21 protein-coding genes and 2 pseudogenes are annotated in these 21,489 nt (G+C 70.4%); 10 read left to right on the forward strand and 13 right to left on the reverse strand.

Going from position 1 to position 21,489, the window contains the following annotated elements; genetic code table 11:
* Window positions 1-26 precede the first annotated feature (26 nt).
* Window positions 27-1,169 carry an ROK family glucokinase gene (locus tag P3T35_RS08230; RefSeq protein WP_280704840.1) on the forward strand — a complete coding sequence of 381 codons (1,143 nt, stop codon included), beginning with the start codon at window positions 27-29 and terminating at the stop codon, window positions 1,167-1,169.
* A gap of 39 nt (window positions 1,170-1,208) precedes the next feature.
* On the opposite strand, the gene P3T35_RS08235 is transcribed toward P3T35_RS08230, so the two are convergent.
* Entirely contained in the window at window positions 1,209-1,751 is a 543-nt protein-coding gene (locus P3T35_RS08235) for a phosphoribosyltransferase family protein (protein ID WP_101383667.1), read from the reverse strand.
* 188 nt (window positions 1,752-1,939) lie between these two features.
* On the opposite strand from P3T35_RS08235, the gene ctaD reads away from it, so the two are divergent.
* Together ctaD and P3T35_RS08245 are read left to right on the forward strand one after the other, a co-directional pair.
* Window positions 1,940-3,616, forward strand: a complete 1,677-nt coding sequence (ctaD, locus tag P3T35_RS08240) for a cytochrome c oxidase subunit I (protein ID WP_101383668.1) — start codon at window positions 1,940-1,942, stop codon at window positions 3,614-3,616.
* A complete protein-coding gene (locus P3T35_RS08245; protein ID WP_101383669.1) occupies window positions 3,613-4,002 on the forward strand; it encodes a cytochrome c oxidase subunit 4 in 390 nt (129 codons plus the stop codon). Before ctaD ends, P3T35_RS08245 begins: the two co-directional genes overlap by 4 nt.
* A 15-nt stretch (window positions 4,003-4,017) precedes the next feature.
* Here the strand turns inward: P3T35_RS08245 and P3T35_RS08250 are convergent, their stop codons facing one another.
* Window positions 4,018-4,509, reverse strand: coding sequence for a GNAT family N-acetyltransferase (locus P3T35_RS08250; protein WP_101383670.1), 492 nt, complete (start codon window positions 4,507-4,509; stop codon window positions 4,018-4,020).
* A 41-nt stretch (window positions 4,510-4,550) separates the two neighbouring features.
* Between P3T35_RS08250 and P3T35_RS08255 the strand changes: the two are divergent.
* Window positions 4,551-4,859, forward strand: a pseudogene (locus P3T35_RS08255) (GNAT family N-acetyltransferase); the annotation flags it as partial.
* Between the two features lie 67 nt (window positions 4,860-4,926).
* On the opposite strand, the gene P3T35_RS08260 reads toward P3T35_RS08255, so the two are convergent.
* Entirely contained in the window at window positions 4,927-5,169 is a 243-nt protein-coding gene (locus P3T35_RS08260) for a DUF397 domain-containing protein (protein ID WP_101383671.1), read from the reverse strand.
* 2 nt (window positions 5,170-5,171) lie between these two features.
* Window positions 5,172-6,041, reverse strand: a complete 870-nt coding sequence (locus P3T35_RS08265; protein ID WP_101383672.1) for a helix-turn-helix transcriptional regulator — start codon at window positions 6,039-6,041, stop codon at window positions 5,172-5,174.
* Window positions 6,042-6,267: 226 nt separating this feature from the next.
* Here P3T35_RS08265 and P3T35_RS08270 point away from each other — a divergent pair, with 226 nt between their 5' ends.
* On the forward strand, window positions 6,268-6,690 hold the full coding sequence (locus tag P3T35_RS08270; RefSeq protein WP_280704845.1) for an ATP-binding protein: 423 nt from the start codon (window positions 6,268-6,270) through the stop codon (window positions 6,688-6,690).
* 39 nt (window positions 6,691-6,729) lie between these two features.
* Here the strand turns inward: P3T35_RS08270 and P3T35_RS08275 are convergent, their stop codons facing one another.
* Window positions 6,730-8,160 carry an amidase gene (locus P3T35_RS08275; protein WP_101383674.1) on the reverse strand — a complete coding sequence of 477 codons (1,431 nt, stop codon included), beginning with the start codon at window positions 8,158-8,160 and terminating at the stop codon, window positions 6,730-6,732.
* A gap of 97 nt (window positions 8,161-8,257) precedes the next feature.
* Between P3T35_RS08275 and P3T35_RS08280 the strand changes: the two genes are divergently transcribed.
* The 3 genes from P3T35_RS08280 to P3T35_RS08290 all read left to right on the forward strand — a co-directional run bounded on the left by P3T35_RS08280 (window position 8,258) and on the right by P3T35_RS08290 (window position 10,215).
* Window positions 8,258-8,878, forward strand: a complete 621-nt coding sequence (locus P3T35_RS08280) for a TetR family transcriptional regulator C-terminal domain-containing protein (protein WP_101383675.1) — start codon at window positions 8,258-8,260, stop codon at window positions 8,876-8,878.
* 150 nt (window positions 8,879-9,028) lie between these two features.
* Window positions 9,029-9,268, forward strand: a complete 240-nt coding sequence (locus tag P3T35_RS08285; protein WP_143676985.1) for a hypothetical protein — start codon at window positions 9,029-9,031, stop codon at window positions 9,266-9,268.
* Between the two features lie 98 nt (window positions 9,269-9,366).
* On the forward strand, window positions 9,367-10,215 hold the full coding sequence (locus P3T35_RS08290) for a class I SAM-dependent methyltransferase (RefSeq protein WP_101383677.1): 849 nt from the start codon (window positions 9,367-9,369) through the stop codon (window positions 10,213-10,215).
* Window positions 10,216-10,356: 141 nt separating this feature from the next.
* On the opposite strand, the gene P3T35_RS08295 is transcribed toward P3T35_RS08290, so the two are convergent.
* Window positions 10,357-11,898, reverse strand: a complete 1,542-nt coding sequence (locus P3T35_RS08295) for an alpha/beta fold hydrolase (protein ID WP_180356736.1) — start codon at window positions 11,896-11,898, stop codon at window positions 10,357-10,359.
* Window positions 11,899-12,136: 238 nt separating this feature from the next.
* Between P3T35_RS08295 and P3T35_RS08300 the strand changes: the two genes are divergently transcribed.
* A complete protein-coding gene (locus tag P3T35_RS08300) occupies window positions 12,137-13,183 on the forward strand; it encodes a serine hydrolase domain-containing protein (protein WP_101383679.1) in 1,047 nt (348 codons plus the stop codon).
* 2 nt (window positions 13,184-13,185) lie between these two features.
* Here P3T35_RS08300 and P3T35_RS08305 read toward each other — a convergent pair whose 3' ends face one another.
* From P3T35_RS08305 to P3T35_RS08325, 5 genes and pseudogenes are all read right to left on the reverse strand, one after another.
* Entirely contained in the window at window positions 13,186-13,656 is a 471-nt protein-coding gene (locus P3T35_RS08305) for a hypothetical protein (RefSeq protein ID WP_101383680.1), read from the reverse strand.
* A 46-nt stretch (window positions 13,657-13,702) separates the two neighbouring features.
* Window positions 13,703-14,036, reverse strand: a pseudogene (locus P3T35_RS08310) (hypothetical protein); the annotation flags it as partial.
* A gap of 110 nt (window positions 14,037-14,146) precedes the next feature.
* Window positions 14,147-15,835, reverse strand: a complete 1,689-nt coding sequence (murJ, locus tag P3T35_RS08315; protein WP_101383681.1) for a murein biosynthesis integral membrane protein MurJ — start codon at window positions 15,833-15,835, stop codon at window positions 14,147-14,149.
* A 64-nt stretch (window positions 15,836-15,899) separates the two neighbouring features.
* Window positions 15,900-16,580, reverse strand: coding sequence for a hypothetical protein (locus P3T35_RS08320; protein WP_143676987.1), 681 nt, complete (start codon window positions 16,578-16,580; stop codon window positions 15,900-15,902).
* Between the two features lie 55 nt (window positions 16,581-16,635).
* Window positions 16,636-17,343, reverse strand: a complete 708-nt coding sequence (locus P3T35_RS08325; protein WP_280704859.1) for a TetR/AcrR family transcriptional regulator C-terminal domain-containing protein — start codon at window positions 17,341-17,343, stop codon at window positions 16,636-16,638.
* A 93-nt stretch (window positions 17,344-17,436) separates the two neighbouring features.
* Between P3T35_RS08325 and P3T35_RS08330 the strand changes: the two genes are divergently transcribed.
* Window positions 17,437-18,633: an FAD-dependent monooxygenase gene (locus tag P3T35_RS08330; RefSeq protein ID WP_101383684.1), complete on the forward strand. Its 1,197-nt coding sequence runs from the start codon at window positions 17,437-17,439 to the stop codon at window positions 18,631-18,633.
* A 55-nt stretch (window positions 18,634-18,688) separates the two neighbouring features.
* On the opposite strand, the gene P3T35_RS08335 is transcribed toward P3T35_RS08330, so the two are convergent.
* Window positions 18,689-19,675 (reverse strand): N-acyl homoserine lactonase family protein, encoded by a 987-nt coding sequence (locus tag P3T35_RS08335; protein WP_180356737.1) that lies wholly within the window; start codon window positions 19,673-19,675, stop codon window positions 18,689-18,691.
* Between the two features lie 81 nt (window positions 19,676-19,756).
* The gene (locus P3T35_RS08340) at window positions 19,757-21,388 is read right to left on the reverse strand and encodes a ubiquinol-cytochrome c reductase cytochrome b subunit (RefSeq protein WP_101383686.1); all 1,632 of its coding nucleotides are present in this window, start codon (window positions 21,386-21,388) and stop codon (window positions 19,757-19,759) included.
* Window positions 21,389-21,489 lie beyond the last annotated feature (101 nt).

Here is a 21,489-nt window from a genome sequence, read left to right on the forward strand (position 1 = left end):
CATCTGACGGGGCGTATCGTCTCCGCGTGAACCAGTCCTCCGCCCGTGGTGGCCAACCCGTCCTGCCCGCCCTCCTCGGTCTCGGACAGCGCGGCCTCGGCCAGCGGGCCGGGCGGCCGCACCAGACCGACGACTACCGCGACCGGCGCCGCCGCACCCTGCCAGCCGGGGTGCTCCGGTTGCCCACCATCGGGATCGACATCGGCGGCACCAAGGTCGTCGCCGGGGTGGTGAGCGGCGAGGGCACCATCGTCGAGCAGCTGCGCGCGGACACCCCGGACAAGAGCAAGAGTCCCAAGGTGGTCGAGGACGTCATCGTCGAACTGGTCCTGGAGCTCGCCGACCGGCACGACGTGCACGCGGTCGGCATCGGCGCCGCCGGCTGGGTCGACTCCGACCGCTCCCGGGTGCTGTTCGCCCCGCACCTCAACTGGCGGGACGAACCGCTGCGCGAGGCCCTCAGCGACCGGCTGAAGTTCCCGGTGGTCGTCGAGAACGACGCCAATGCCGCCGCCTGGGCCGAGTGGCGGTTCGGCGCCGGGCGCGACGAGGACCTGCTGGTGATGATCACCCTGGGCACCGGGATCGGCGGCGCGCTGGTCCGTCAGGGCCGGGTGGACCGGGGGCGGTTCGGCCTGGCGGGGGAGTTCGGCCACATGCAGGTGGTGCCCGGCGGGCACCGCTGCCCGTGCGGCAACCGGGGCTGCTGGGAGCAGTACTCCTCCGGCAACGCCCTGGTCCGCGAGGCCCGCGAGCTGGCCGCCGCCGAGTCACCGGTGGCCCAGCCGCTGCTGGCCCGGGTCGGCGGCGACGTCACCGCGATCACCGGGCCGCTGGTCACCGAGTCCGCCCGGGCCGGCGACCCGATGGCCGTGGAACTGCTGCACGACATCGGCAGCTGGCTGGGCGTGGGCCTGGCCAACCTCGCGGCCGCCCTGGACCCGGGCCGGTTCGTGATCGGCGGCGGCGTCTCGGCGGCCGGCGACCTGCTGCTCGGGCCCGCTCAGGACGCCTTCCGCCGCACCCTCACCGGCCGCGGCTTCCGCCCCGAGGCGCAGATCGTCCCGGCCGCCCTGGGCAACGAGGCCGGCCTGATCGGCGCCGCCGACCTCGCCCGGGCGGTGGCCCGCCGGTTCCGCACCGTCAAGCGATCACGGGCGGAGCGGTAGCTCCGTCAACTCGCCAGCTTCGGTCGGACGTTCGTCGGCTCAGGCATTGAGGGCAGCCGGCAGTTCGGCGGCCCGCAGCAGCCCGTGGATCGGGCCCAGCGCGGGCCGCCGGCGCCCCGTCAACTGGTCGACGATCACCGCGCAACCCGCCCAGCCCGCCCCGCACTCCAGCACCAACTCGCGCACCGCGGCCGCCTGGCTGCCGGTCTCGATCCAGTCGTCCACCAGCAGCACCCGGTCCCGCTCGCTCAGCGCCGCCCGCTGCAGCCGCAGCGTGTGCCGCAGACCGCGGTAGTCCCGATCGGTCTCCCGGGTGAGCTTCTCGCCCGGGAACAGCCCGGCCGCTTTGCGCACCGGCACGAACCCCACGCCCAACTGCACGGCCACCGCCGCGCCCAGCAGGAAACCGCGCGACTCCAGCCCGACCACCGCCGTCACGCCCGCGCGCCGGAACGGCTCCGCCAGCCCGCGCACCACGGCCGCCAGCGCGGCCCCGTTCCGGAAGACCGCCCAGACGTCGGCATGCCCGCCGTCCCAGCGGAAGTGTTCCAGCACCGCCTCTCGTGCGTTGATCTGCTTCATGTCCCGAGTCTCCCGATCGCCCTGACGGTGCATCAAGCGGTTTACCGGCGGCGCGGCGCGCGCGTGGCGGGCCGCCGAGGCGGTTGCATGGCCGGGTCGGTTGCATGGCCGGGCGGTTCACGCGGCCGGGTCGGTTGCATGGCCGGGCGGTTCGTGTGGCTCGGCGCGGGAGAGGCGAGGGAGACCGGATGGCTCAGCTGGTGCAGGCTGCTACGGCTGATCCGGTGCGGCGGCGGGTGCGGCACGGGGAGCGGGTGCTCGGCTGGCTGACCACCACCGACCACAAGGCGATCGGCAACCTCTACCTCACCACCGCCTTCGGGTTCTTCCTGTTCGCCGGGATCCTGGCGATGCTGATGCGCGCCGAGCTGGCCCGCCCGGGGCTGCAGTTCTTCACCGCCGAGCAGTACAACCAACTGTTCACCATCCACGGCACCGTGATGATGCTGCTCTTCGCCACCCCCACCTTCGCCGGCTTCGCCAACGCCGTGATGCCGCTGCAGATCGGCTCGCCCGACGTCGCCTTCCCCCGGCTGAACGCCTTCACCTACTGGGTGTTCCTGCTCGGCGGCCTGATGGTGGTCGGCGGCTTCTTCACCAGCAACGGCGCCGCCTCGTTCGGCTGGTTCGCCTACGCGCCGCTCAACGGCCCCGTGCGCAGCCCCGGCACGGGCGCCGACCTGTGGACCATGGGCCTGGTGGTCGCCGGCCTGAGCACCATCCTCGGCGCGGTCAACTTCATCACCACCATCGTCTGCCTGCGCGCCCCCGGGATGACCCTCTTCCGTATGTCGATCTTCACCTGGAACGTGCTCTTCACCTCGATCCTGGCGCTGCTCGCCTTCCCCGTGCTCACCGCCGCGCTGCTCGCCCTGGAGGCCGACCGCCGGTTCGGCACCCACGTCTTCGACCCGGCCAACGGCGGCCCGCTGCTCTGGCAGCACCTGTTCTGGTTCTTCGGGCACCCCGAGGTCTACATCGTCGCGCTGCCGTTCTTCGGCATCATCAGCGAGATCCTGCCGGTCTTCAGCCGCAAGCCGATCTTCGGCTACTACGGCCTGATCGGCGCCACCATCGCGATCACCGCACTGTCGGCGGTGGTCTGGGCGCACCACATGTTCGTCACCGGCCAGGTGCTGCTGCCGTTCTTCTCGCTCACCTCGCTGCTGATCGCGGTGCCGACCGGCGTGAAGTTCTTCAACTGGGTCGGCACCCTGTGGGGCGGATCGCTCTCCTTCGAGACCCCGATGCTGTTCTGCCTGGGCTTCCTGACGACGTTCCTGCTCGGCGGTCTGACGGGCGTGCTGCTCGCCGCCCCGCCGATCGACTTCCATGTCTCCGACAGCTTCTTCGTCGTCGCGCACCTGCACTACGTACTCTTCGGCACGGTGGTCTTCGCGACCTTCGGCGGGTTCTACTTCTGGTGGCCCAAGATGACCGGCCGGATGCTCAACGAGCGCCTCGGCAAGGTGCACTTCTGGCTGCTCTACCCGAGCTTCCACACCACCTTCCTGGTGCAGCACTGGCTCGGCGCCGAGGGCATGCCCCGCCGCTACGCCGACTACCTGGCCTCGGACGGCTTCACCACGCTCAACACCATCTCCAGCATCGGGTCGTTCACGCTGGGCCTGTCCACCCTGCCGTTCCTCTACAACGTCTGGCTGACCGGCCGAACCGGTCGCAAGGTGACCGAGGACGACCCCTGGGGGTACGGCCGCTCGCTGGAGTGGGCCACCTCCTGCCCGCCGCCACGCCACAACTTCCGTTCCATGCCCAGGATCCGATCCGAGTGCCCGGCCTTCGACCTGCACTACCCGGACCACAGCAGGGCTGTCGAGGCGGAGCGGGAGGAGAGCACCCGATGAAGGCGGAGGCATGGCTGTTCACGGGCTGGGCCGGCTTCTTCGCCGTCCTCGCCACGGTCTACGGGGTGTTCGCCCACGAGCCCGCGGGGAAGGCCGCGTTGGTGGTGGCGTTCCTGATGTCGTCGCTGGTGGCGGCCTTCTGCTGGGCCCAGCATGTGAAGCGGGGGCGGCGGCTCGCCGATGATCCGAATGCCGAAGTCGCCGACGGCGCAGGCCCGTTGGACTTCTTCGCGCCGTCGAGCATCTACCCGCTGTGGACGGCGGTGGGCGCGGCGCTGCTGGCGCTGGGGGTCATCTACGGCTGGTGGCTGACGCTGATCGGGTTCGGGGTGCTGGCACCGGGCGTCACGGGGTTCGTGTTCCAGTACGCGCTGCGGGAGGAGTGAGGCGGCGGGGCCGGCTCAGTCGGCCTGGCCGAGGTCCTTGCCGTAGCAGATCTCCACGTACGGACCCGTGCAGTACGCCGGGATCTCGCGGTAGCCGTTGCGCACGTACAGCGAGCGGGCCTCGATCAGGTCGAGGCGGGTGTTGAGCACCATCCGGGAGGCGCCGAGCAGGCGCGCCTCGCGCTCCAGCACCTCCAGCATGAGGCCCGCGCCCTGCTTGCCCCGGAAGGCGGGGCGCAGATAGACCCGGGTGAGCTCGGCGCAGTCGGCATCCAGCATCAGCACCCCGCCGCATGCGGCGGCCTCGCCGTCATAACGGCCCACCACGAACTGCCCGGTGGGCGGGGTGAGCAGCTCCACGCCGTCGTTGGTCAGGCCCTCGTCGATCTCCTGCGAGGTCGCGGGCCGCTGCCAGTAGCGGCTGGCGACCTCGTCGTAGTAGTCGCGCCGCAGGCTGGTCGCGTCCGCGGTGTCGAAGGCTTCGGGGGCCAGGTGCCAGGAGGTCATGGGACCTCTATAGCGGGGGTGCGGTGTCCGTGCCAAACGGTTTGGTCGCCCGGCTGCACGGCGAGCCCGTCGGCTGCGCCGGTCTGAAGCTGCCGCAGGGCGCCCCGGCCGAGATCAAGCGGATGTGGGTCGCGCCCGGCGCCCGGGGCCCCGGCCTCGCCCGCCGGTTCCTGGCCGAGTTGGAGGCGCGAGCTGCGCAAGCCGGCTGCACCGTGGTGCGGTTGGACACCAACAAGGCGCTCACCGTGGCGATCGGGCTGCACCACTCCTACCGCTTCCAGGAGGTCGCCGCCTTCAACGACGAGCCGTACGCCCACCATTGGTTCGAGAAGCGGATCGGCGAGCCTTGAGGGAAACGCAGGGGAACGCAACACCCCCGCCTCGGTGGCGAGGCGGGGGTGGGGGAGGGCGACTTCCCTAGAGGCCAAGGCGCTTGCGGATGCTGTCGATGCCGTCGGCCATGGCGATGAACTCTTCGGGGGTGTAGCGGGTTCCCTGGATGTCGGGGTTCTGGCTGTCGCCCATGTAGATGCCGATTAGGTGGTCGCCCTCGTCCTTGATGGGCGCGAAGGTCACGCACGAGCCGTTCGTCTGGCTGAGCGGTGACTTGAAGCGCTCGGAGACGGGTGGGGTGACATTGTACAGCTCTTGCTTCTGCATGTTCATAGTTCCTTGAGTGCGGCGCTGATCAGGTCTACGGAGTCAGCAGGGCTCAGCGCATTTCCTTGCAGATAGTCAAACAAGCGACGCCGAGCGCGCACTTGTTTGGAATCCTCCATGATCGCAAGACCGGTTCCGGTGTCCATGGTGGCAACCCCGGGATCAGCGGGGATAGGGAAGTCCAAGATGGTGAGGTTCACTTGAGACGCTGCGGCGGCCCCCGCACTGAAGGGGATGACGCGCACGGCGATGTTCGGCATCGTCGCCATCTCAACGATCTGTTCCAGCTGACCCCGCATGACCTGTGCGCCACCGACCAGCGCACGGACGGCGGCCTCTGAAAACAGAGCGTCTACGACCACTGGCCGATGGGTGCGGGTGACAATCTCCCGACGCCTCACCCGGACGGCATGCTGTGCGGCATTTCGCTCCGCGCCGACCTCACGTGTGCCGAACTCGTCGAGGCTCTGCATGTACTGCTTGGTCTGGAACAGCCAGGGGACCAGACCGCCCGTCGCAATGCTGAACTTCGACGCACTGTCCTCAAGCTCGATGAGCCTGACCAAGTTCCGTGGCAGGTGGGCCACATACTCCGTCCACCAGACCGCCTCGGTCTCCCTGGCCTGCCGGATCTCGGCAAGCAGGTCGAGCCGCGTCGCCTGGTCCACGTCGTAGAGGTCGAGCATCTTGCGCAGCTGCTGGTCCGTGGGGAGTTGGCCGCCGTTCTCGATCAGGGAGACCAAGTCCTGGCTCTTGCCGATGGCCTTACCCACCACCGCCTGAGTCAGGCGTGGCCGAACGTCCATTCGTAGGGCCTTCAGTCGACGGCCGACGTTCGCCATGGCGCGGGATGTCTGTGGCTTCGTCACCACGCGCTCTACCTCCTTGTCCGGCAGCCACGTTCTGGGACGAGAGTAGCGCGCTGAAAAGTCACCATGACTCACACGAGTGAACTTTGATGGATCATCAGGGATCGGCTTGCGTGCGAGACCCTCGTACGAGGAACATCTCTCCCGTACCAACCGCGATGAGCCGGTTGCGGAGTGTAATGCGCCCTAGATGGTGCACGACTCCTCCGGCTGGATCTGTGGAGGGGTCGTGCACAATCTGCTCGATCACGTTCATTTGGGTGACCAAGTCCGACTGATTCGGTCCGAAGATTTCGCAGCGGAGCCCGTATCGGTCCCAGCGGTCCGACGATTCATCAGATGGTGCTGCGAGACCGTCGGTGGCGATCCGGATGCCTGCGAACTCCTGGCAAGCGAACTGGCTACCAATGCGGTCAACCACGCCAATACACCCTTCCGGGTGACCTTCGCCGCGCTGCGCGGCCAGCCGGTCCGAGTCGAGGTGCGGGACTGGTCGCTCCGGCTCCCGGAACCGCGCGCCGCCGACCTGGACGACGCCGGCGGCCGGGGCTTCGAGCTGGTCGATGCGCTGGCCGCCGAGTGGCACATCGACGTGAACGAGGCGGGCGGCTACAAGGTCGTGTGCTTCACGCTGGAGGGAGACGCGGCTTGAGGAACACCGGCATGCCCGACTTCCGCGCCACGGCGAGGTTCAATCAGCCCGGACGTCCCCGCGCGGGTCGACCGGCGTGAGGATGCCGAGTCGGTCCTCGATCGCCTGGGCCGCAGCCAGACAGAGGTCTTCCCGGAACGCGCGCCCGACGATCTGCACTCCGGATGGCAGGCCGTCGGTCAGACCGGTCGGTACGGCCACCCCGGGCACGCCTACGAAGCTGGTCACGGTACACAGGCGCATCCCCGACCCGACCCGGTCCCGCCCTGCCCTGTCGCGCGACTCCAGCCCCGGTGCGACGGGTGGTTCGGTGAACGACGGGCCCAGCAACAGCGGGTACTCGTGGAGGAATTCGGCCCAGGAGCGGCGGATGTTCATCCAGGTGCCCATGAGCTTCATGAATTCGTCCGCAGTCGCGGGCGGGGTCCGCTGCATCGCCAGCTCGATGTAGCGGTCGCCGCCGTCCCCGAGGAGCCTGCGCACCGCCGGCCAGGTCGGGGCGAACTCGGTCACGGTGATCCGGCCGTACGCCTCCAGGGCTTCATCCAGTCGCGGCACGTCCGGCACCTCCCGCACGTCGTACCCGGCGTCCCGCAGGGCCTCGGCAGCGGCCGCGATGGCTCCGCGCACCGCGGGGTGGACGCCGTGCCCGCCGGGATCCGCCACGACCGCGACCTTCACCGGCCCGGGGAGCGGCTCGCCGTACGCGGGTACCGGCACGGCTCGCGGGTCGCGCGGATCGGCGCCCGCCAACACCTCGTACGCCAGCCGCAGATCGGCGACAGTCCGGGCGAACGGGCCGTCGGTGACCAGCATCTGGGACGCCGGGCCGGGATCGTCCGTGCCGAGGATGCGGTGGTCGGCCGGGAAGCGGCCGGTGGTCGGCTTCAGTCCGGCCACACCGCAGAACTGGGCTGGGACCCGCACCGATCCGCCGGAGTCGTTGCCCAGGCCGAGCGCGGCCATACCGGTCGCGACGGCCACCGCGTCGCCCCCGCTCGTGCCACCCGGGGTGCGAGTGGGATCCCAGGGATTGACCGTGTCGCCGAAGAGTTCGCTGCGGGTGTGCATCCCGGCCAGGATCAGCGTGGGCATGTTGCTGTGCCCGATCGGGATCGCGCCGGCCGCGCGCAGCCGCGCCACCGGGGGCGCGTCGGCCGGCGCCACCAGATCGCGGAAGCGCGGAGTGCCGAACGTGGTCGGCACGCCCTCGATGGCGGTGCTCTCCTTCACCGTGAACGGCACTCCCGCGAGCGGACCCAGCTCCTCGCCCGCGGCCCGCCGCCGGTCCGTCCGCACGGCGGCCTCCCGGGCCCCCTCCGCCAGGAGCTGGGTGACCGCGTTCAGTCGCGGGTTGACCTCCGCGATGCGCTCCAGATGGCTGTCGACCAGTTCGGCCGCCGAGATCTCACCACCGCGCACCGCCGCCGCCTGGGCGGCGGCCGACATCTTCCACAGGGCGTCCCGCATGCTCGCACCTTTCCCCATCCACGTTCCGATGCACTTGCATCGGAACTGTAGCCTGGGAACCGATACGAGCGCATCGAATAACGGGAGGCGACCGCCCATGCCCAGGCAGGTGGACCACGAGGGCAGACGCCGCCGGATCGCCGAGGCCGTCTGCCTCCTCGCCGACGAACACGGGCTGGAGGGCGTCACCCTGCGCGACGTCGCGGCCCGCGCGCAGGTGTCGATGGGTGCCGTCCAGCGATGCTTCCGGACCAAGGAAGAGATGCTCGTGTTCGCGCTCGGGCACATCGGCGAGCGGATCACCGAGCGCGTGCAGGCCCGCCTCGCCGGGAGTCCGGCCAAGTCAGCCGACACCGCCCTGGGCCACGCGGTCACCGAAATCGCACTGCTCCGGGAGGAACACCGCGCCGAGGCACGGGTCTGGCTCGCCTTCGTCGCTCAAGCGGCTGTCAGCGAGTCGCTCGCCGACACGCTGAAGACCAACTACGCAGCCCTGCAGGAGGCGTTCACCCGACTCATCCGGGAAGCCGGCGCGAACGCCGAGCACGCCGTCTCCCTCGACCCGCAACGAGAGGCCCGCACCCTCCTCGCCCTGGCGGACGGTCTCACCGCGCACGTCCTCATCGGCCATCTCACCCCGCAAGAGGCGGCAGACGTCCTCCACGCGCACCTGGCCAACCTCTGGGACCGGCCGTCCGGCCCGGTCACATCACCCTGAACGCCCCCGGCCAAGCGCGGTCCGACCGAGGCCCACCGCCCTATCGCCGTCGGCGACAGCAGAGTTGGGATCTGTACAGGCCACGGCCCTGCTGCGAAGTGCATCATGCGGGGCCGGGAACGGATGCCGCGTTTCGGCCGTCCAAGCGGCATGACGGCCTTACGTGTGTTCCTCTTCTGTCTGGGGATCGTTCTCCTCCTGGGCGCGGCGGTGACCGCGCTCGTCCATGTGGCCGAGCCGATCCCAGGCATGCACTGCTTCGCAAGGACCGAGACGGGTCGGGTCTGTCCGGACGTGAGGTATGTCCGCCACACCGGGATCGCCATCGGCATGGCCGTGGCCGCCGTCGCGCTGATGGCCGGCAGCCTGCTCCGCCGGCGCCGTTCCTGACTGCCACTCAGGTCGCAGTGCGCGCATGACTGGCTGGCCGCGCATGAAGCCGGCCCCCCTCATCGGGCCCCTTGGAATCGGTCATCTAGGCTGGCGCGGTGACTGATCATCAGGAGCGGGTGCAGCCGTCGGGAGTGTGGGCCACGGCGGTCGGGGTGGCCAGGGTACGGGCGCTGGAGACCGAGCGGGAGGACGCGCTGTTCCGCGACCCACTGGCACAGGCCTTCGCCACCGCCGGCGGCCTGTGGCCCTCCTCGCCGCCGCCCGATGACGAGGCCGCGCGACGCCGCCGGCTGGCCGTGTCGTTCTCCATCGTCATCAGGACGAAGTTCCTCGACGACTTGTTGCAGCAGGCCGCCGCGTCCGGGGTCCGGCAGGTCGTGCTGCTCGGCGCCGGCATGGACAGCCGGGCCTTCCGGATGGACTGGCCCGAGGGCACCCGGCTGTTCGAGGTCGACACCGCCGCGCCACTGGACTTCAAGGCTTCGGTGCTGCGCCAGGAGCGGGCCGTCGCACGCTGCGAGCGGATCACCGTCGCGGTGGATCTGCGTGAGGACTGGCCGGCCGCGCTGGCCGCCGCAGGGCACGACCCGGCCCTGCCGACCGCGTGGATCGCCGAAGGACTACTGATCTATCTGCCCGAGGATGCGGTGGAGCTACTGCTGGCCCGGATCAGCGCGCAGTCGGCGCCAGGCAGTCGGATGGGGCTGACATTGGGTTCGCGCGGCGTGGTCGAGCGCTTCGGCGGGGACGCCGCGCCGGGATCGGCGGCCTCCATGTGGGTCTCGGAGATGCCCGACGACCCGGTGGGCTGGCTGGCCGGGCACGGCTGGGAGGCCGACAGCCACACCCTGCGCGAGCGCGCTGCCGCCTACGGCCGCCCGATCAGCACCCCGCCGCAGGGCGAGGAGCGGCCCGGCGGACTGATCTCGGCGGTCCGCCGGTAGAGCGCCTCCCGGTTCCCCTGTTCGCCCCGGATGCCTTTCAAACGCCCGCTGCATCGACGCCGCTGTCACCTGGCTCCGCACGGACGGCTTCGACGTCCGCGACGAGGACGGCGTCCGGCGTTCGCCCCTACGTGCATCTGACTAGAACGGCTGGCGGTCCGGTGCGCACACCTGCCCGCGCGGCGGCAGGTGGCCGTCGACCAGGTAGCGCTCCTCGTAGCCGGCGGCACAGCTGCTCGGGTTGCCGAGGACGGTGTGCCCGTAGCCGTCGACGGTCAGCAGCCGGCCACGGGCAAGAGTGTCGGCCATGGCGTGCGAGCCTTCGTAGGGCCAGGCCGGGTCCCCGGTGTTGGCGACGACCAGGATGGGTGCGGACGTGGGGCGGTTCCATGGGCCGTCGTAGCGGTCGCGGGCGGCTTCGGCCGGCCAGGCCGCGCATCGCTGGGTCTGCCAGACCCAGTACGGGCCCACGGCACCGGAGCGCGCTCCGGCAAGATCGGCCAGGCCTGCGTAGTCCGCGTCCATGGCCGGGTTGGCCGTGTCGGCACACAGCACGCCGAGGGTCTGCGCCTGGCTGGGCAGGCCACCGGTGGGCGGTGCCGCCGCCGGCGTGTCGAGGGCGGTCCACAGGCCCTGCAACTGCGCGCCCAGGGCTGCCCAGCCGGTGTCGGGGAAGCCCGGCACCGGCGACGCCGCGTACAGCATCGACGTGACGATCGAGACCGCGGACGCGTAGTCGTACGTCAGTGCCTGCGGCGGGGTGCCGACCGTGACCGGCCCACGGCGCAGCCGGTCGAGCAACTGGGTGAACTTGGCGCGGGTCGCCTCCGGACTGCCCGCCGAGAAGGCGCAGGCCGCGGGGTCGGCGGCACCGCAGCGGTCGAGGAATGCGTCGAGCGCGCGGGCCGAGGCGAGGTCGCTGCCGGTGCGCAGGAACGGCGTCAGAGCGCGGTCCTGCGGGTTGCGGCCAGTGGTCCAGGCGACCGGGTCGATGGCGCTGTCCAGGACCATCGCGCGAAGCCGGCCGGGGAACAGGTTGGCGTAGGTGGCTCCCAGCAACGTCCCGTACGAGGTGCCCAGGTAGCTGAGCTGCTTGTCACCGACGGCCTGGCGCAGCACGTCCAGGTCGCGGGCGACGTCTGCGGTGGAGAGGTGGGCCAGCAGGCCCGTCCTGTCGCTGTCGGCGCACTGGCGGCCGAAGCGTGCGTACGTGTCGGCCCAGGCCGACTGCTGCTCCTCACCGACCGGGAAGCCTGCGGGGAGTCGGCTGAGCAGGCTTTGTTCGGCGGCGGGGTCCGTGAAGCAGTGGAGCGTGGTGGAGCTGCCGATGCCGCGCGGGTCGAAGCTCACGATGTCGAACTGCTTGCGCACTTGCTCCGGAAACAGGTCGTACACGGCGGGCAGGGCCTGGGTGCCGGATCCGCCCGGGCCGCCCGGGTTGTAGAACAGCGAGCCGATCCGGTGCGCGGGGTCGGTGGCGCGGTGGCGGATGACGGCGAGCTGGATCGACTGCCCCTGCGGGGTGCGGTAGTCCAGGGGCACCTGGGCGGTGTCGCACTCGAAGTGCTCCACGCAGGGCTGCTTCCAGTCCAGTTGCGGCACAGGTGGAGACGGCGCGGCCGCCGTGGCTGCGGATGGGGTCAGGCCGGCCAGCAGGAGCGCGGCGGCGGCAGCGGCCACCATGCGGAAAGCGGAAGTGAGGCGGGGTCGGGGCACAGATGGCTCTCTCGTTCGATGTCCTGATCGGGCGTCACCGAGTCTCATGCCGACGGCTGTCAGCACACCGACAGCTCACTGTCAGGCCGCTGGTGGCGACCCGGATGCCTGCGAACTCCTGGTCGGTGAGCGCCTGCCCTACTCCCGGAACGCGACGCACTACGCTGGCCGGACGGGGACCCAACTCACCGCGAATCGGGGACCGATGACCGCCACCGCCGACCGCATCCGCCACCTCCTCGCCGAGGGCGTCACCCGGCGCGCGTACCCCGGTGCGGTGTGGGCCGTCGGCGACGCGACGGGCACCCAGGAGGCGGGCGCCGTAGGCCTGCTGGATCCCGATCGCCCCGCTGAACCCATGCGCCCCGACACCCTGTTCGACCTCGCCAGCCTCACCAAGATCCTCGCCGTCTGGTCCGCCATCGGCGCGCTCTGGGAGGCCGACCGCCTGCCACTCGACCAACCCCTGCGCACCTACTGGCCCGAGGTGGCCGCCCACCCCCTGGGCGAGGTGACCGCACGCCACCTCCTCACCCATACCGCCGGCGTCCCCCTGTTGGCCGAGCTGAAGCAGCGCTACGGCACCGACCCCGCCGCCATCCGCGCCGGTGTCCTGCGCGAAGCGCTGCACCGGCCGCCCGGCGAGGCCGTCGAGTACACCGACCGTGCCGCGCTGATCCTCGGCTACCTGGCCGAGCACCTCACCGTGCAGCCCCTCGACCGCCTCGCCGCCACCGGGATCTGGGGCCCGCTCGGGATGCACGAGACCCGATTCGGGCCGCTCCCAGCCGAGTTGACCGCCCGCTGCGCCCCCACGGAGTTCGACCAGGACGAGGGCATCCGCTTCAAGGGCATCGTCCACGACCCGTCGGCTCGCCTGCTCGGCGGTGTCTGCGGCATCGCGGGTGCATTCGCCACCGCCGGCGACGTTGGCCGCTTCCTGCGCTACCTGCTGGACCCCGCCACCGCGCCCGCACCGCCGCCCGTGTTCGGCCCGGCCTGGACCGAACTGTCGCTCGCCGTCCACACCGGCGCCCTCGAACCGCCGCGCGGCCTGTTCTGGCACCCCGCTCCGGGAACCGACCTCGCCGACCGGATCTGGGCCCACACCGGCTTCACCGGCACTGCGATGTGGCTGTCCCCGAAGCGAGGACACTGGGCGGTCCTGCTCACCAACAAGGTCTACTACACGACGGATCGGCAGCCGATGGGCGATCTCCGCGACGAATTCCGGCGGTTGGCGCTGCCCTGACCTCAACCCTTGCGTGCTTCAGCGCAGTTCGCTTCGATCCAGACCGCCGCGAGGTCGGCGGCCGTGATTGTCAGCCGCCCCGGACGGAAGGCCAACTCATGGGTGCAGCCCTGCTGATGGGGGAGGATCTCGTCCAGGATGAGCGGTCCGAGCTCCTCCCGGATCGCACCTTCGAGCCGGATGTCGGTCACACCCTGGTAGCGGATGACCAGATCCTCCTCGTGCTTCCAGCAGTTGTGGCGGAACCGCAACTCCAGGGCGTCGGCCTCGCCCGCATCGGACAGGAACCCATCGAGCGTCAGGTCCTTCACACAACGCTGGCCGGTGAAGTTGTAATGCTCCGGGTCGGTGGCGAACGCCGCCGCGCCCGCGGGCAGATCGGCGCCCAGCTCGGGGAGCATCGCGAGGTAGGGGTGAGGGTCGAGGACACCGGTCAACTTGCCGATCGTGGCGTCAAGGTCGACGTACCGCACGCTCGTTGCTCCCCCCTGCGGGCCCGATGCCCGTCTCGAATCAGTCGCCGCGCAGGCCCTCGGCCAGCCCCCTGAACCAGACGCCGAGGTTGCCCGACGACCGGAACCTCCAGGCGCTGATGGCCACCCAGGCGGCCAGGTAGACGGGAATCAGCGGAATCGGGAGGAGCCGGTACGCGACCCAGACGCGATTACGGGCCACCATCCGATAGTAGGGCTTGTGCCGGGCGGGGTTCGTGGCCGGGTGGTGCACGCCTCGACCCCAAGGGCACATGGTCGGGCTCGCAGCCGTTGCCGACGATCACGATCCGAAGGTCGACATCGCACTGGGACAGCAACGACTCCATGGCCACCCGCAGTTCGGCGGGACGGTCGTTCATCGTCAGCAGCACGGCGTCGACACTTGGCTTACCGGACACGCCTACTCCAGGACTCGCGGCACGGGCAGTCCAACCCTGGGGCACTGTCGGTAGTCAAGCGAACACGGTACCTAGCCACGCAGCCCCGGCAGGCCCAGGGATCGCAGTTCGGTGATCCGCAGCAGGCGGGCGAGGAGTACGAAGAGCAGCAGCATCGCGCCGCCGCCCGCCGTCAGGGTAAGTAGTGGGCCCCATAGCGGGGTTGTGGTGGGGAGCAGGTGTGCCGCGCCCCAGGCCGTGAGGGCGGCGGTGGCTGCGGCGGCGGTGAGTTTGGCGTAGGTGCGGCTGAGTTGCTTGCCGTCGAGGCGGCCGGCCATGCGGCGACGCAGGCGTTGTGCGGTGATGAGGAGCCCGATGCCGTAGGAGAGGCTGTAGGCGGCGGCCATCCCGGTGACCGCCCAGCGGGTGGGGAGCAGGAGGTGGCAGGCGGTGGCGAGGGCGATGTTGCTGCCGGCGATCCAGGTGGCCATCCAGAACGGGGTGCGGGAGTCCTCGAAGGCGTAGAAGCCGCGCAGCAGCAGGAACTGGGCGGAGAAGGGGATCAGGCCGAGGGCGAGGGCCTGGAGCATGTAGCCCATGGGCCGGGTGGTGGAGGTGTCGGCGGCGCCGTGGGCGAAGAGCAGGGTGGTGATCTGCGGGCCGAAGAGGAGGAAGAAGAAGGCGCAGGGGACGATCACGACGCCGCTGACCCGCAGCGCTCGGGAGAGGTCGTCGCGCACGTCGTCGATCCGCTTCTCGGCCGCCGCGCGGCTGAGTCGTGGCAGCAACGCGGTGATCAGTGAGACGGTGACGATGGACTGCGGCAGGACCCAGATCGTCTGGGCGTAGCTGTAGGCGGTGTTGCCGACTCCGGCGTCGCGCATGGCGAGGTCGGCGGCGTTGGCGTAGTTGGTGACCACGGTGATGGCCGCCTGGTTGGCCAAGGCGAACAGCAGCGTCCAGCGGGCCGCGCTGACGCTGGAGCGCAGCCCCACGCCGCGCCAGTCGAAGCGGACCCGCCAGCGGAAGCCGGTCTCGCGCAGGTAGGGGACGAGGGCGAGGGCCTGCAGGGCGATGCCGGTGGTGGTCCCGATGCCGAGGAGGCGGACCTGGGCCGGGGTGACGTCGCTGATGCTGTGCGGCGTGGTCATCAGTGCCGTGTAGAGGCCGAACAGGGTGATCAGGACCACGTTGTTCAGTACCGGAGTCCAGGTGACGGCGCCGAACCTCTCGCGGGCGCCGAGGAGTTGGCCCAGAACGGTGGTCAGTCCGTAGAAGAATATCTGGGGCAGGAGGAACCGGGCGAAGACCACGGTGAGTTGGAAGGCGTCGTGGTGGGCGGGTGAGTCGGGCAGGTAGAGGCCGACGATCTGCGGGGCGGCCAGCACGGCGCCCGCCGTGCCGATCCCGAGGGCGCACAGCACCAGGGTCAGCAGGCGCTGCTCGTGGGCGCGTCCGCCGTCGGCGTGCTCCAGGCGGGCGCGGACCAGCTGAGGTACGAAAGCCGCGTTGAGCGCGCCGCCGATCAGCAGCGCGTAGAGGCTCACGGGCACGGTGTTCGCGGTGTTGTAGGTGGTCGCCACCAGCGCGGCTCCCAGCGCGGAGCCCTGCAGGACCAGGCGGATCAGGCCGGTGGCGCGTGAGACCAGGGTGCCGATCGCCATCAGTGCGGAGGAGCGGGCGAGCCCGCCGCCCCCGCGCGAACGGCGGGCGGCGTGGCGGCCGCGCGGCCGGCTGTCAACGTTCCCTGCCGGCAGGGCTTTCTCTGTCCGGTTGACCATGCTGCCACTGTAGGGCGGCAGGGCAGGCGAGCACGGCCTGATGATCCATCAAGTATGCACTCGGTTAGCCGTGGTAGGTGTCCGCACCCGCCAGGAGGACGTCCACCGAGCGGTCGTGGACGGTGAGGCTGAGGCAGAGCCGGCGGCGGTCCAGGAGCCAGCCGTTGGGGCGGCAGCCGGAGTTGTCGCGGTCCAGGTGCCAGCCGCGGTCGTTGGTCAGGGTGGTGCGCAGGCGGCCGGCGATCTCGTCGCCGGAGAGGCCGGAGGGGCTGCCGACCTCCACCCCCGAGCTGCAGGTGCCGGAGCCGCAGACGCCGTTGTCGTCCTTGGAGAGCAGGGTCAACCCCGAGGGCAGGGGGAGGACTTCGTCGGTGGACGGGACGAAGGAGTCGTGAGTGAACATCAGGTAGACCGGGGTGCCCAACAGGCCGAAGAAGACGAGGTAGGCGACCAACGCCACCCAGGCACCGCCGGATCGGCCGGAGTACACCCGCTTGGCGCGCGGTCCGCGAAGCCCCCGTTCGGCCAGCGCCCCGGCGGCGATGAGGAGCAGTGCGGCGGGGGCCAGGCCGACGTAGACCTCGGCCTTCGCTCTGGTGGTGAACCAGTCTTCATGGACGCCGGTGACCAGCACCGCGCAGCCCGTCAGCAGCAGTCCCACCAGGGTGCCCACGACGGGCGTCCGCGCCAGCGCGAGCCAGCAGGCCAACGGCATGAGGGCGAAGAGCAGTTCGACGACGATCACCGGCACACACCATGAGCTTCGGACATGCGCTAGATCATCACAAACGATCCCTGGCTCAGCAAGGGTCGGCCCGCTCCGCGATCAGTGCGTCCAAGCCCGCCAGGATGCGGTCCAGGCCGAACTCCAAGGCTTGGTTCTGGCCCCCGGATTCGGCGACCGAGGCCATCGCGGTGGCCACGGCCGGAAAGCGGTCCCGCTGGGTGGTCATCAACTCACCCAGTACGGCGGTCAGCTGGGACTCCGGCTGGGCGCTCGCCCGGGCCTGCACGGCGATCCCGCGAGCGTGGCCGGCCAGCAGTGCGAGGGCGTCGAGCTGCTCGGCGCCGGTGAGCCGGGTGTGGGCGAGGGCCGAGACGCCCCGCTCCATCCAGGAGACCTCGGCGGGCCCGATCGGGCGCGGGCCGACGGTGGCGTCCAGCAGCCACGGGTGGTGCGCGAAGACGGCGTACAACCGGCGCGCCCAGTCGCCGAGTTGCCCCCGCCAGTCGGCTTCCCGGCTCGCCGGGGGCTCGCCCATCGCCTGCTCCACCATCAGCGCGATCAGCTCGGCCTTCCCCGGCACATAGCGGTAGAGCGACATCTTGGTGTAGCCGAGCGCCCCGGCAAGGCGCTGCATGGACAGCGCCGCCAGGCCCTGCGAGTCCGCGATCTCGATGCCGGCCTCTGCGATGCCTGTCAGCGAGAGCGCCGGCTTCGGGCCTCGGGTGGGCTTCGGGGGTGGGCCCCACAGCAGGCGCATGGCCGCATTCGGTTCGTCGCTCACTGCCTGCCCCTTGCCGCTCGCCCAAAACTGTGTCTACAGTACACACATCAAATAGTGTCCAGTGGACACAGTTGACATGAGGGGGCAGGAATCATGGGCAAGACTGTTCTCATCTCCGGCGCGAGCATCGCCGGTCCGGCACTGGCCTATTGGCTCGCGCGGAACGGCTTCGAACCCACCGTGGTCGAGCTCGCACCCGCGATCCGCGCCGGCGGCCAGGCGGTGGACTTCCGGGGCGAGACCCACCTGACCGTGCTGGAGCGGATGGGCGTGCTGGACGAGCTGCGCCGGATCAGCACCGGTGGCCACCCGATCACCTTCGTGGACGAGAAGAACCGGCAACTGCTGCACCTGCCGGCTGAGTTCGCGGGCGGCGCGGTCGAGGTGGAGCGCGGCGACCTGGCCCACCTGCTCTACGAACACAGTCGCCCCGGCGCCGACTACCTCTTCGGCGACTCGATCACCGGCCTCGCCGAGACGGCCACCGGAGTCCACGTCACCTTCCGGCACGCCGCACCGCGGGAGTTCGACCTGGTGATCGGCGCGGACGGGCTGCACTCCAACGTCCGCCGCCTCGCCTTCGGCCGTGAGGAGCGCTACGTCACCCACCTCGGCTACTACGCGGCCACCTGGCAACTCCCCGACCACCCTGGCCTTGCGCACGGTTCGGTCGGCTACAACGCCCCCGGCCGGCTCGCCAGCATCGGCGCGGGCCGCCGCGATCCGCAGACCGCCGGTGCCTTCGCGGTCTTCGCCTCACCCCGGCTCGACTACGACCGCCATGACCTGGACCAGCAGAAGGCCCTGATCACCCAGGCCTTCACCGGTCTCGGCTGGGAGGTCCCGCGGATGCTCGAATCCCTGCACACGGCAGAGGAGTTGTACTTCGACTCGATCAGCCGCGCGGATCTGCCCAGCTGGTCGTCCGGGCGGATCGCCCTGGTCGGCGACGCGGCCTGCGGCGCCACCATCGGCGGCATGGGCACCGGCACCGGCATCGTCGCCGCCTACGTCCTCGCCGGTGAACTCGCCCTCGCCGACGGCGATCACCGCGCCGCCTTCCCCGCCTACGAGCGACGGCTGCGCGACTATGCCCGGACCTGCCAGCAGGGCGGCGACCGAACCGGCAGGTTCCTGGCGCCCAAGTCCCGCACCGGTCTGCGACTGCGCAACACCCTGCTGAGCCGGCGCGCCATCCTCAACTGGATGCTCAAGGCGGGCGAGAAGGTGGCGGAACTCGCCGAGCTGCCCGACTACCCCGCCAGGCTCGGCCACCGGGCCGGTGTGTGAACCGGGCACGGCGATCCAGGTAGCGCGAAGGCCCGCCCGGCCGCCGTGATCCGTCTCAGCCGCTGACCCGCCCCACGTGGTCGGCGCCGGTGCCCGGGAGGTAACGCGGAATCGCCTCCGGGTGGAGCCGGCCGCCTGCCGTGAAGACCGTCTCCTCGTAGGCCCGGATGGCGGCCCGCTCCTCGGGCGTCAGCCCGCCCTTCGCCAGGCCGGGCGCCAGGTGCTTGAACTGGTAGTCGGAGTGGTCGTGTCCGGGAGCGAGGATCAACTCCGGCATCCGTCGCCGGAGTTCGGCGATCTGACGGATCGAGGCATTCTGGTTGGGCACCCAGTCGCCCGCCCCGAAGGCCTGGACGTCATCGTTGGCGAGGTGGCGCAGGGTGTAGAGGGTGTCGCCGGTGATCAGCAGCTGGTAGCCGTCGAGTTGGACCAGCACGCAGAGGTGTCCCGGAGTGTGGCCCGGAGTGGGCAGCACCTTGACGGTGCCGTCGGCGGTGAGGTCATGGCTGGCGTCGAAGTTCTGGTGGCCACCCGAGTCGTAGTCGATGGTGGTGATCTTCCGGGCCGCCTCCAGCGACGGCTGGTAGACCATCGGGAGGAAGCCGAAGAGCTTCCAGTGGCGATTGGTCCACTCGTCCTTGCTGATCACCAGTTCGGCGTTGGGGAGGTAGGAGAGGCCGCCGATGTGGTCCTCGTGCAGATGGGTCGCCACGACCTTGCGGACATCCTCGGCGCGGTAGCCCAACCGCGCCAGTGCAGCGGGGAGCTCCTCGTCGCGGCTGAGCTGGTACTCGTCCTCGTCGAAGAGGTAGTGGGCGATTCCCCGGTAGTAGTCGCCGTGTTCATGGGTCTGCTGCCAGTTGATACCGGCGTCGACCAGGATCAGCCCCTCGTCGGGGTGGTCGATCAGGTAGGCATGGATCGGGACGATGATGAAGTGCTTCTTGTCGGTGGCGAACCGGTAGACCGCCTGCATACCGCGCCAACCGTCCAGGCCGCCATAGAACTGCCCGAACGGGACTTTTGTAGACCCCAGTCTCACTGAGAAAACCTTGATCATGCGCGATAGCTTTGCGCAGTCAGATCCCTGGAAACAAGGGGGTGTTCAACGTGGCTGGCGTGTTCAACGCACCCGGTCCCGGTAGTACCACCCGCTCAGCGCCGCCCGCAGCCGCTCCCGCCGCGAGTCGTCGGCGGCCGCCATCGGCTCCGGTGCCCGGTCCATGGCCAGAGTAAACTTCTGACCACTGGTCAGTGGAACGTGGTCCTGCTCGAAGCCGCCCGCCGCCGACTGCCGCACGAACCCCGTCGGCACCCCGGAGTCGAACCGCTTCCGATCCCGCGCCTGAAGTGCCAGGCAGAGCCAGCGAGTCAGCCAGAACGCCGCCGCCGGTGCCACGAACAGGCCGACCCGCAGCACCCAGTTCAGATCGTTCACCGAGATGTCGAACCAGTACGCCAGCACGTCCTGCCCGCCGGCCATCAGCAGCACCGCGTACCCGGTGAACCCCGCCACCCCCACCGCCGTGCGGGTCGGCCGGTTGCGCGGCCGGTCGCACAGGTGGTGCTCGCTGCGGTCGCCGGTGATCCACTGCTCCACGAACGGATACGCGTACAGCGCGATGAACAGCACGATCGGGAACACGATCGTCGGCAGCAGCGGGTTCCACGACACCGTGTGCCCCCAGAGCCTGGTCTCGGTTCCCGGCATCAGCCGCAGCGCACCCTCCAGGAAGCCCATGTACCAGTCGGGTTGGGCATCCGTCGAGGCCTGGTCGGGGCGGTACGGGCCGTAGTTCCAGATCGGGTTGACCTGCCCGACCGCCGCCAGCACCGCCACCACCCCGGAGACCAGCGCCAGCAACGCGCCCGTCTGCACGGCGAAGTGCGGGAAGGCCGGCTTGCCGACCACATTGCGGCCGCTGCGGCCCGGGCCGCCCCACTGGGTGTGCTTGAGGTAGAACACCAGGATCAGATGCACTGTCACCAGAGCCAGCAACAACCCTGGCAGCAGCAGCACATGGGTGGTGTAGAGGCGCGGCACGATGTCCTGGCCGGGCCACTCGCCGCCGAACGCGAAGAACGCGAGGTAGGTGCCGACCAGCGGGACGGCCAGCATGAACCCGTGGGCGGTGCGCAGACCGGTGCCGGAGAGCAGGTCGTCGGGGAGCGAGTAGCCCGCGAAGCCCTCCACCAGGGCGAGTTGGAAGAGCGTCAGGCCGATCAGCCAGTTGATTTCGCGCGGGCGGCGATAGGCGCCGGTGAAGAAGATCCGCAGCAGATGGGCCCCGATCGAGGCCACGAAGACCAGCGCCGCCCAGTGGTGCACCTGCCGGATCAGCAGCCCGCCGCGCACGTCGAAGCTGATCCGCAGGGTGCTGGCGTAGGCCTCGGTCATCCGCACACCGTGCAGCGGCAGATAGCTGCCCTGGTAGACCAGCTCGCCCATCGAGGGCCTGAAGAAGAACGTCAGGTAGACGCCGGTGAGCAGCAGCAGGATGAAGCTGTAGAGCGCCAGTTCGCCGAGCAGGAACGACCAGTGGTCGGGGAAGACCTTGCGCACCAGGCCCTTGGCCGCGTCCAGGAACGGCAGCCGCCCGTCGAGGTAGTCGGCCCCGGCCTCGGCGTGCTCGGCCAGCTCCCGGTGCCGCGAGTCCACGGCGGCGTGCCGGGCCTGCTCCCGCTGTCCGCGCAGCTCGGTCACCCGCGCCGCCTTGTCCCGCCTCAGCTGCTCGTTCCGCAACCGCCGCCGCATCCGCCGCGCACCTCTCCTCGGTTCCCCTTTCGGCCCAGTCTGGGCGCGAGGGGGCCGCCCGAGTGGCAGCGCGGGCCGCCGGGGCGCGGGGTTCACCACAA

The sequence above is a fragment of the Kitasatospora sp. GP30 genome, from assembly GCF_029892145.1.
GTDB lineage: Bacteria > Actinomycetota > Actinomycetes > Streptomycetales > Streptomycetaceae > Kitasatospora > Kitasatospora acidiphila.

Excerpts from the sequence above, each read along its gene's own strand:
- P3T35_RS08235 (WP_101383667.1), bottom strand. The coding sequence starts at position 1,751 with ATGAAGCAGATCAACGCACGAGAGGCGGTGCTGGAACACTTCCGCTGG.
- ctaD (WP_101383668.1), top strand. The coding sequence starts at position 1,940 with ATGGCTCAGCTGGTGCAGGCTGCTACGGCTGATCCGGTGCGGCGGCGG.
- P3T35_RS08245 (WP_101383669.1), top strand. The coding sequence starts at position 3,613 with ATGAAGGCGGAGGCATGGCTGTTCACGGGCTGGGCCGGCTTCTTCGCC.
- P3T35_RS08250 (WP_101383670.1), bottom strand. The coding sequence starts at position 4,509 with ATGACCTCCTGGCACCTGGCCCCCGAAGCCTTCGACACCGCGGACGCG.
- P3T35_RS08260 (WP_101383671.1), bottom strand. The coding sequence starts at position 5,169 with ATGCAGAAGCAAGAGCTGTACAATGTCACCCCACCCGTCTCCGAGCGC.
- P3T35_RS08275 (WP_101383674.1), bottom strand. The coding sequence starts at position 8,160 with ATGCGGGACGCCCTGTGGAAGATGTCGGCCGCCGCCCAGGCGGCGGCG.
- P3T35_RS08280 (WP_101383675.1), top strand. The coding sequence starts at position 8,258 with ATGCCCAGGCAGGTGGACCACGAGGGCAGACGCCGCCGGATCGCCGAG.
- P3T35_RS08285 (WP_143676985.1), top strand. The coding sequence starts at position 9,029 with ATGACGGCCTTACGTGTGTTCCTCTTCTGTCTGGGGATCGTTCTCCTC.
- P3T35_RS08295 (WP_180356736.1), bottom strand. The coding sequence starts at position 11,898 with ATGGTGGCCGCTGCCGCCGCCGCGCTCCTGCTGGCCGGCCTGACCCCA.
- P3T35_RS08300 (WP_101383679.1), top strand. The coding sequence starts at position 12,137 with ATGACCGCCACCGCCGACCGCATCCGCCACCTCCTCGCCGAGGGCGTC.
- murJ (WP_101383681.1), bottom strand. The coding sequence starts at position 15,835 with ATGGTCAACCGGACAGAGAAAGCCCTGCCGGCAGGGAACGTTGACAGC.
- P3T35_RS08330 (WP_101383684.1), top strand. The coding sequence starts at position 17,437 with ATGGGCAAGACTGTTCTCATCTCCGGCGCGAGCATCGCCGGTCCGGCA.
- P3T35_RS08340 (WP_101383686.1), bottom strand. The coding sequence starts at position 21,388 with ATGCGGCGGCGGTTGCGGAACGAGCAGCTGAGGCGGGACAAGGCGGCG.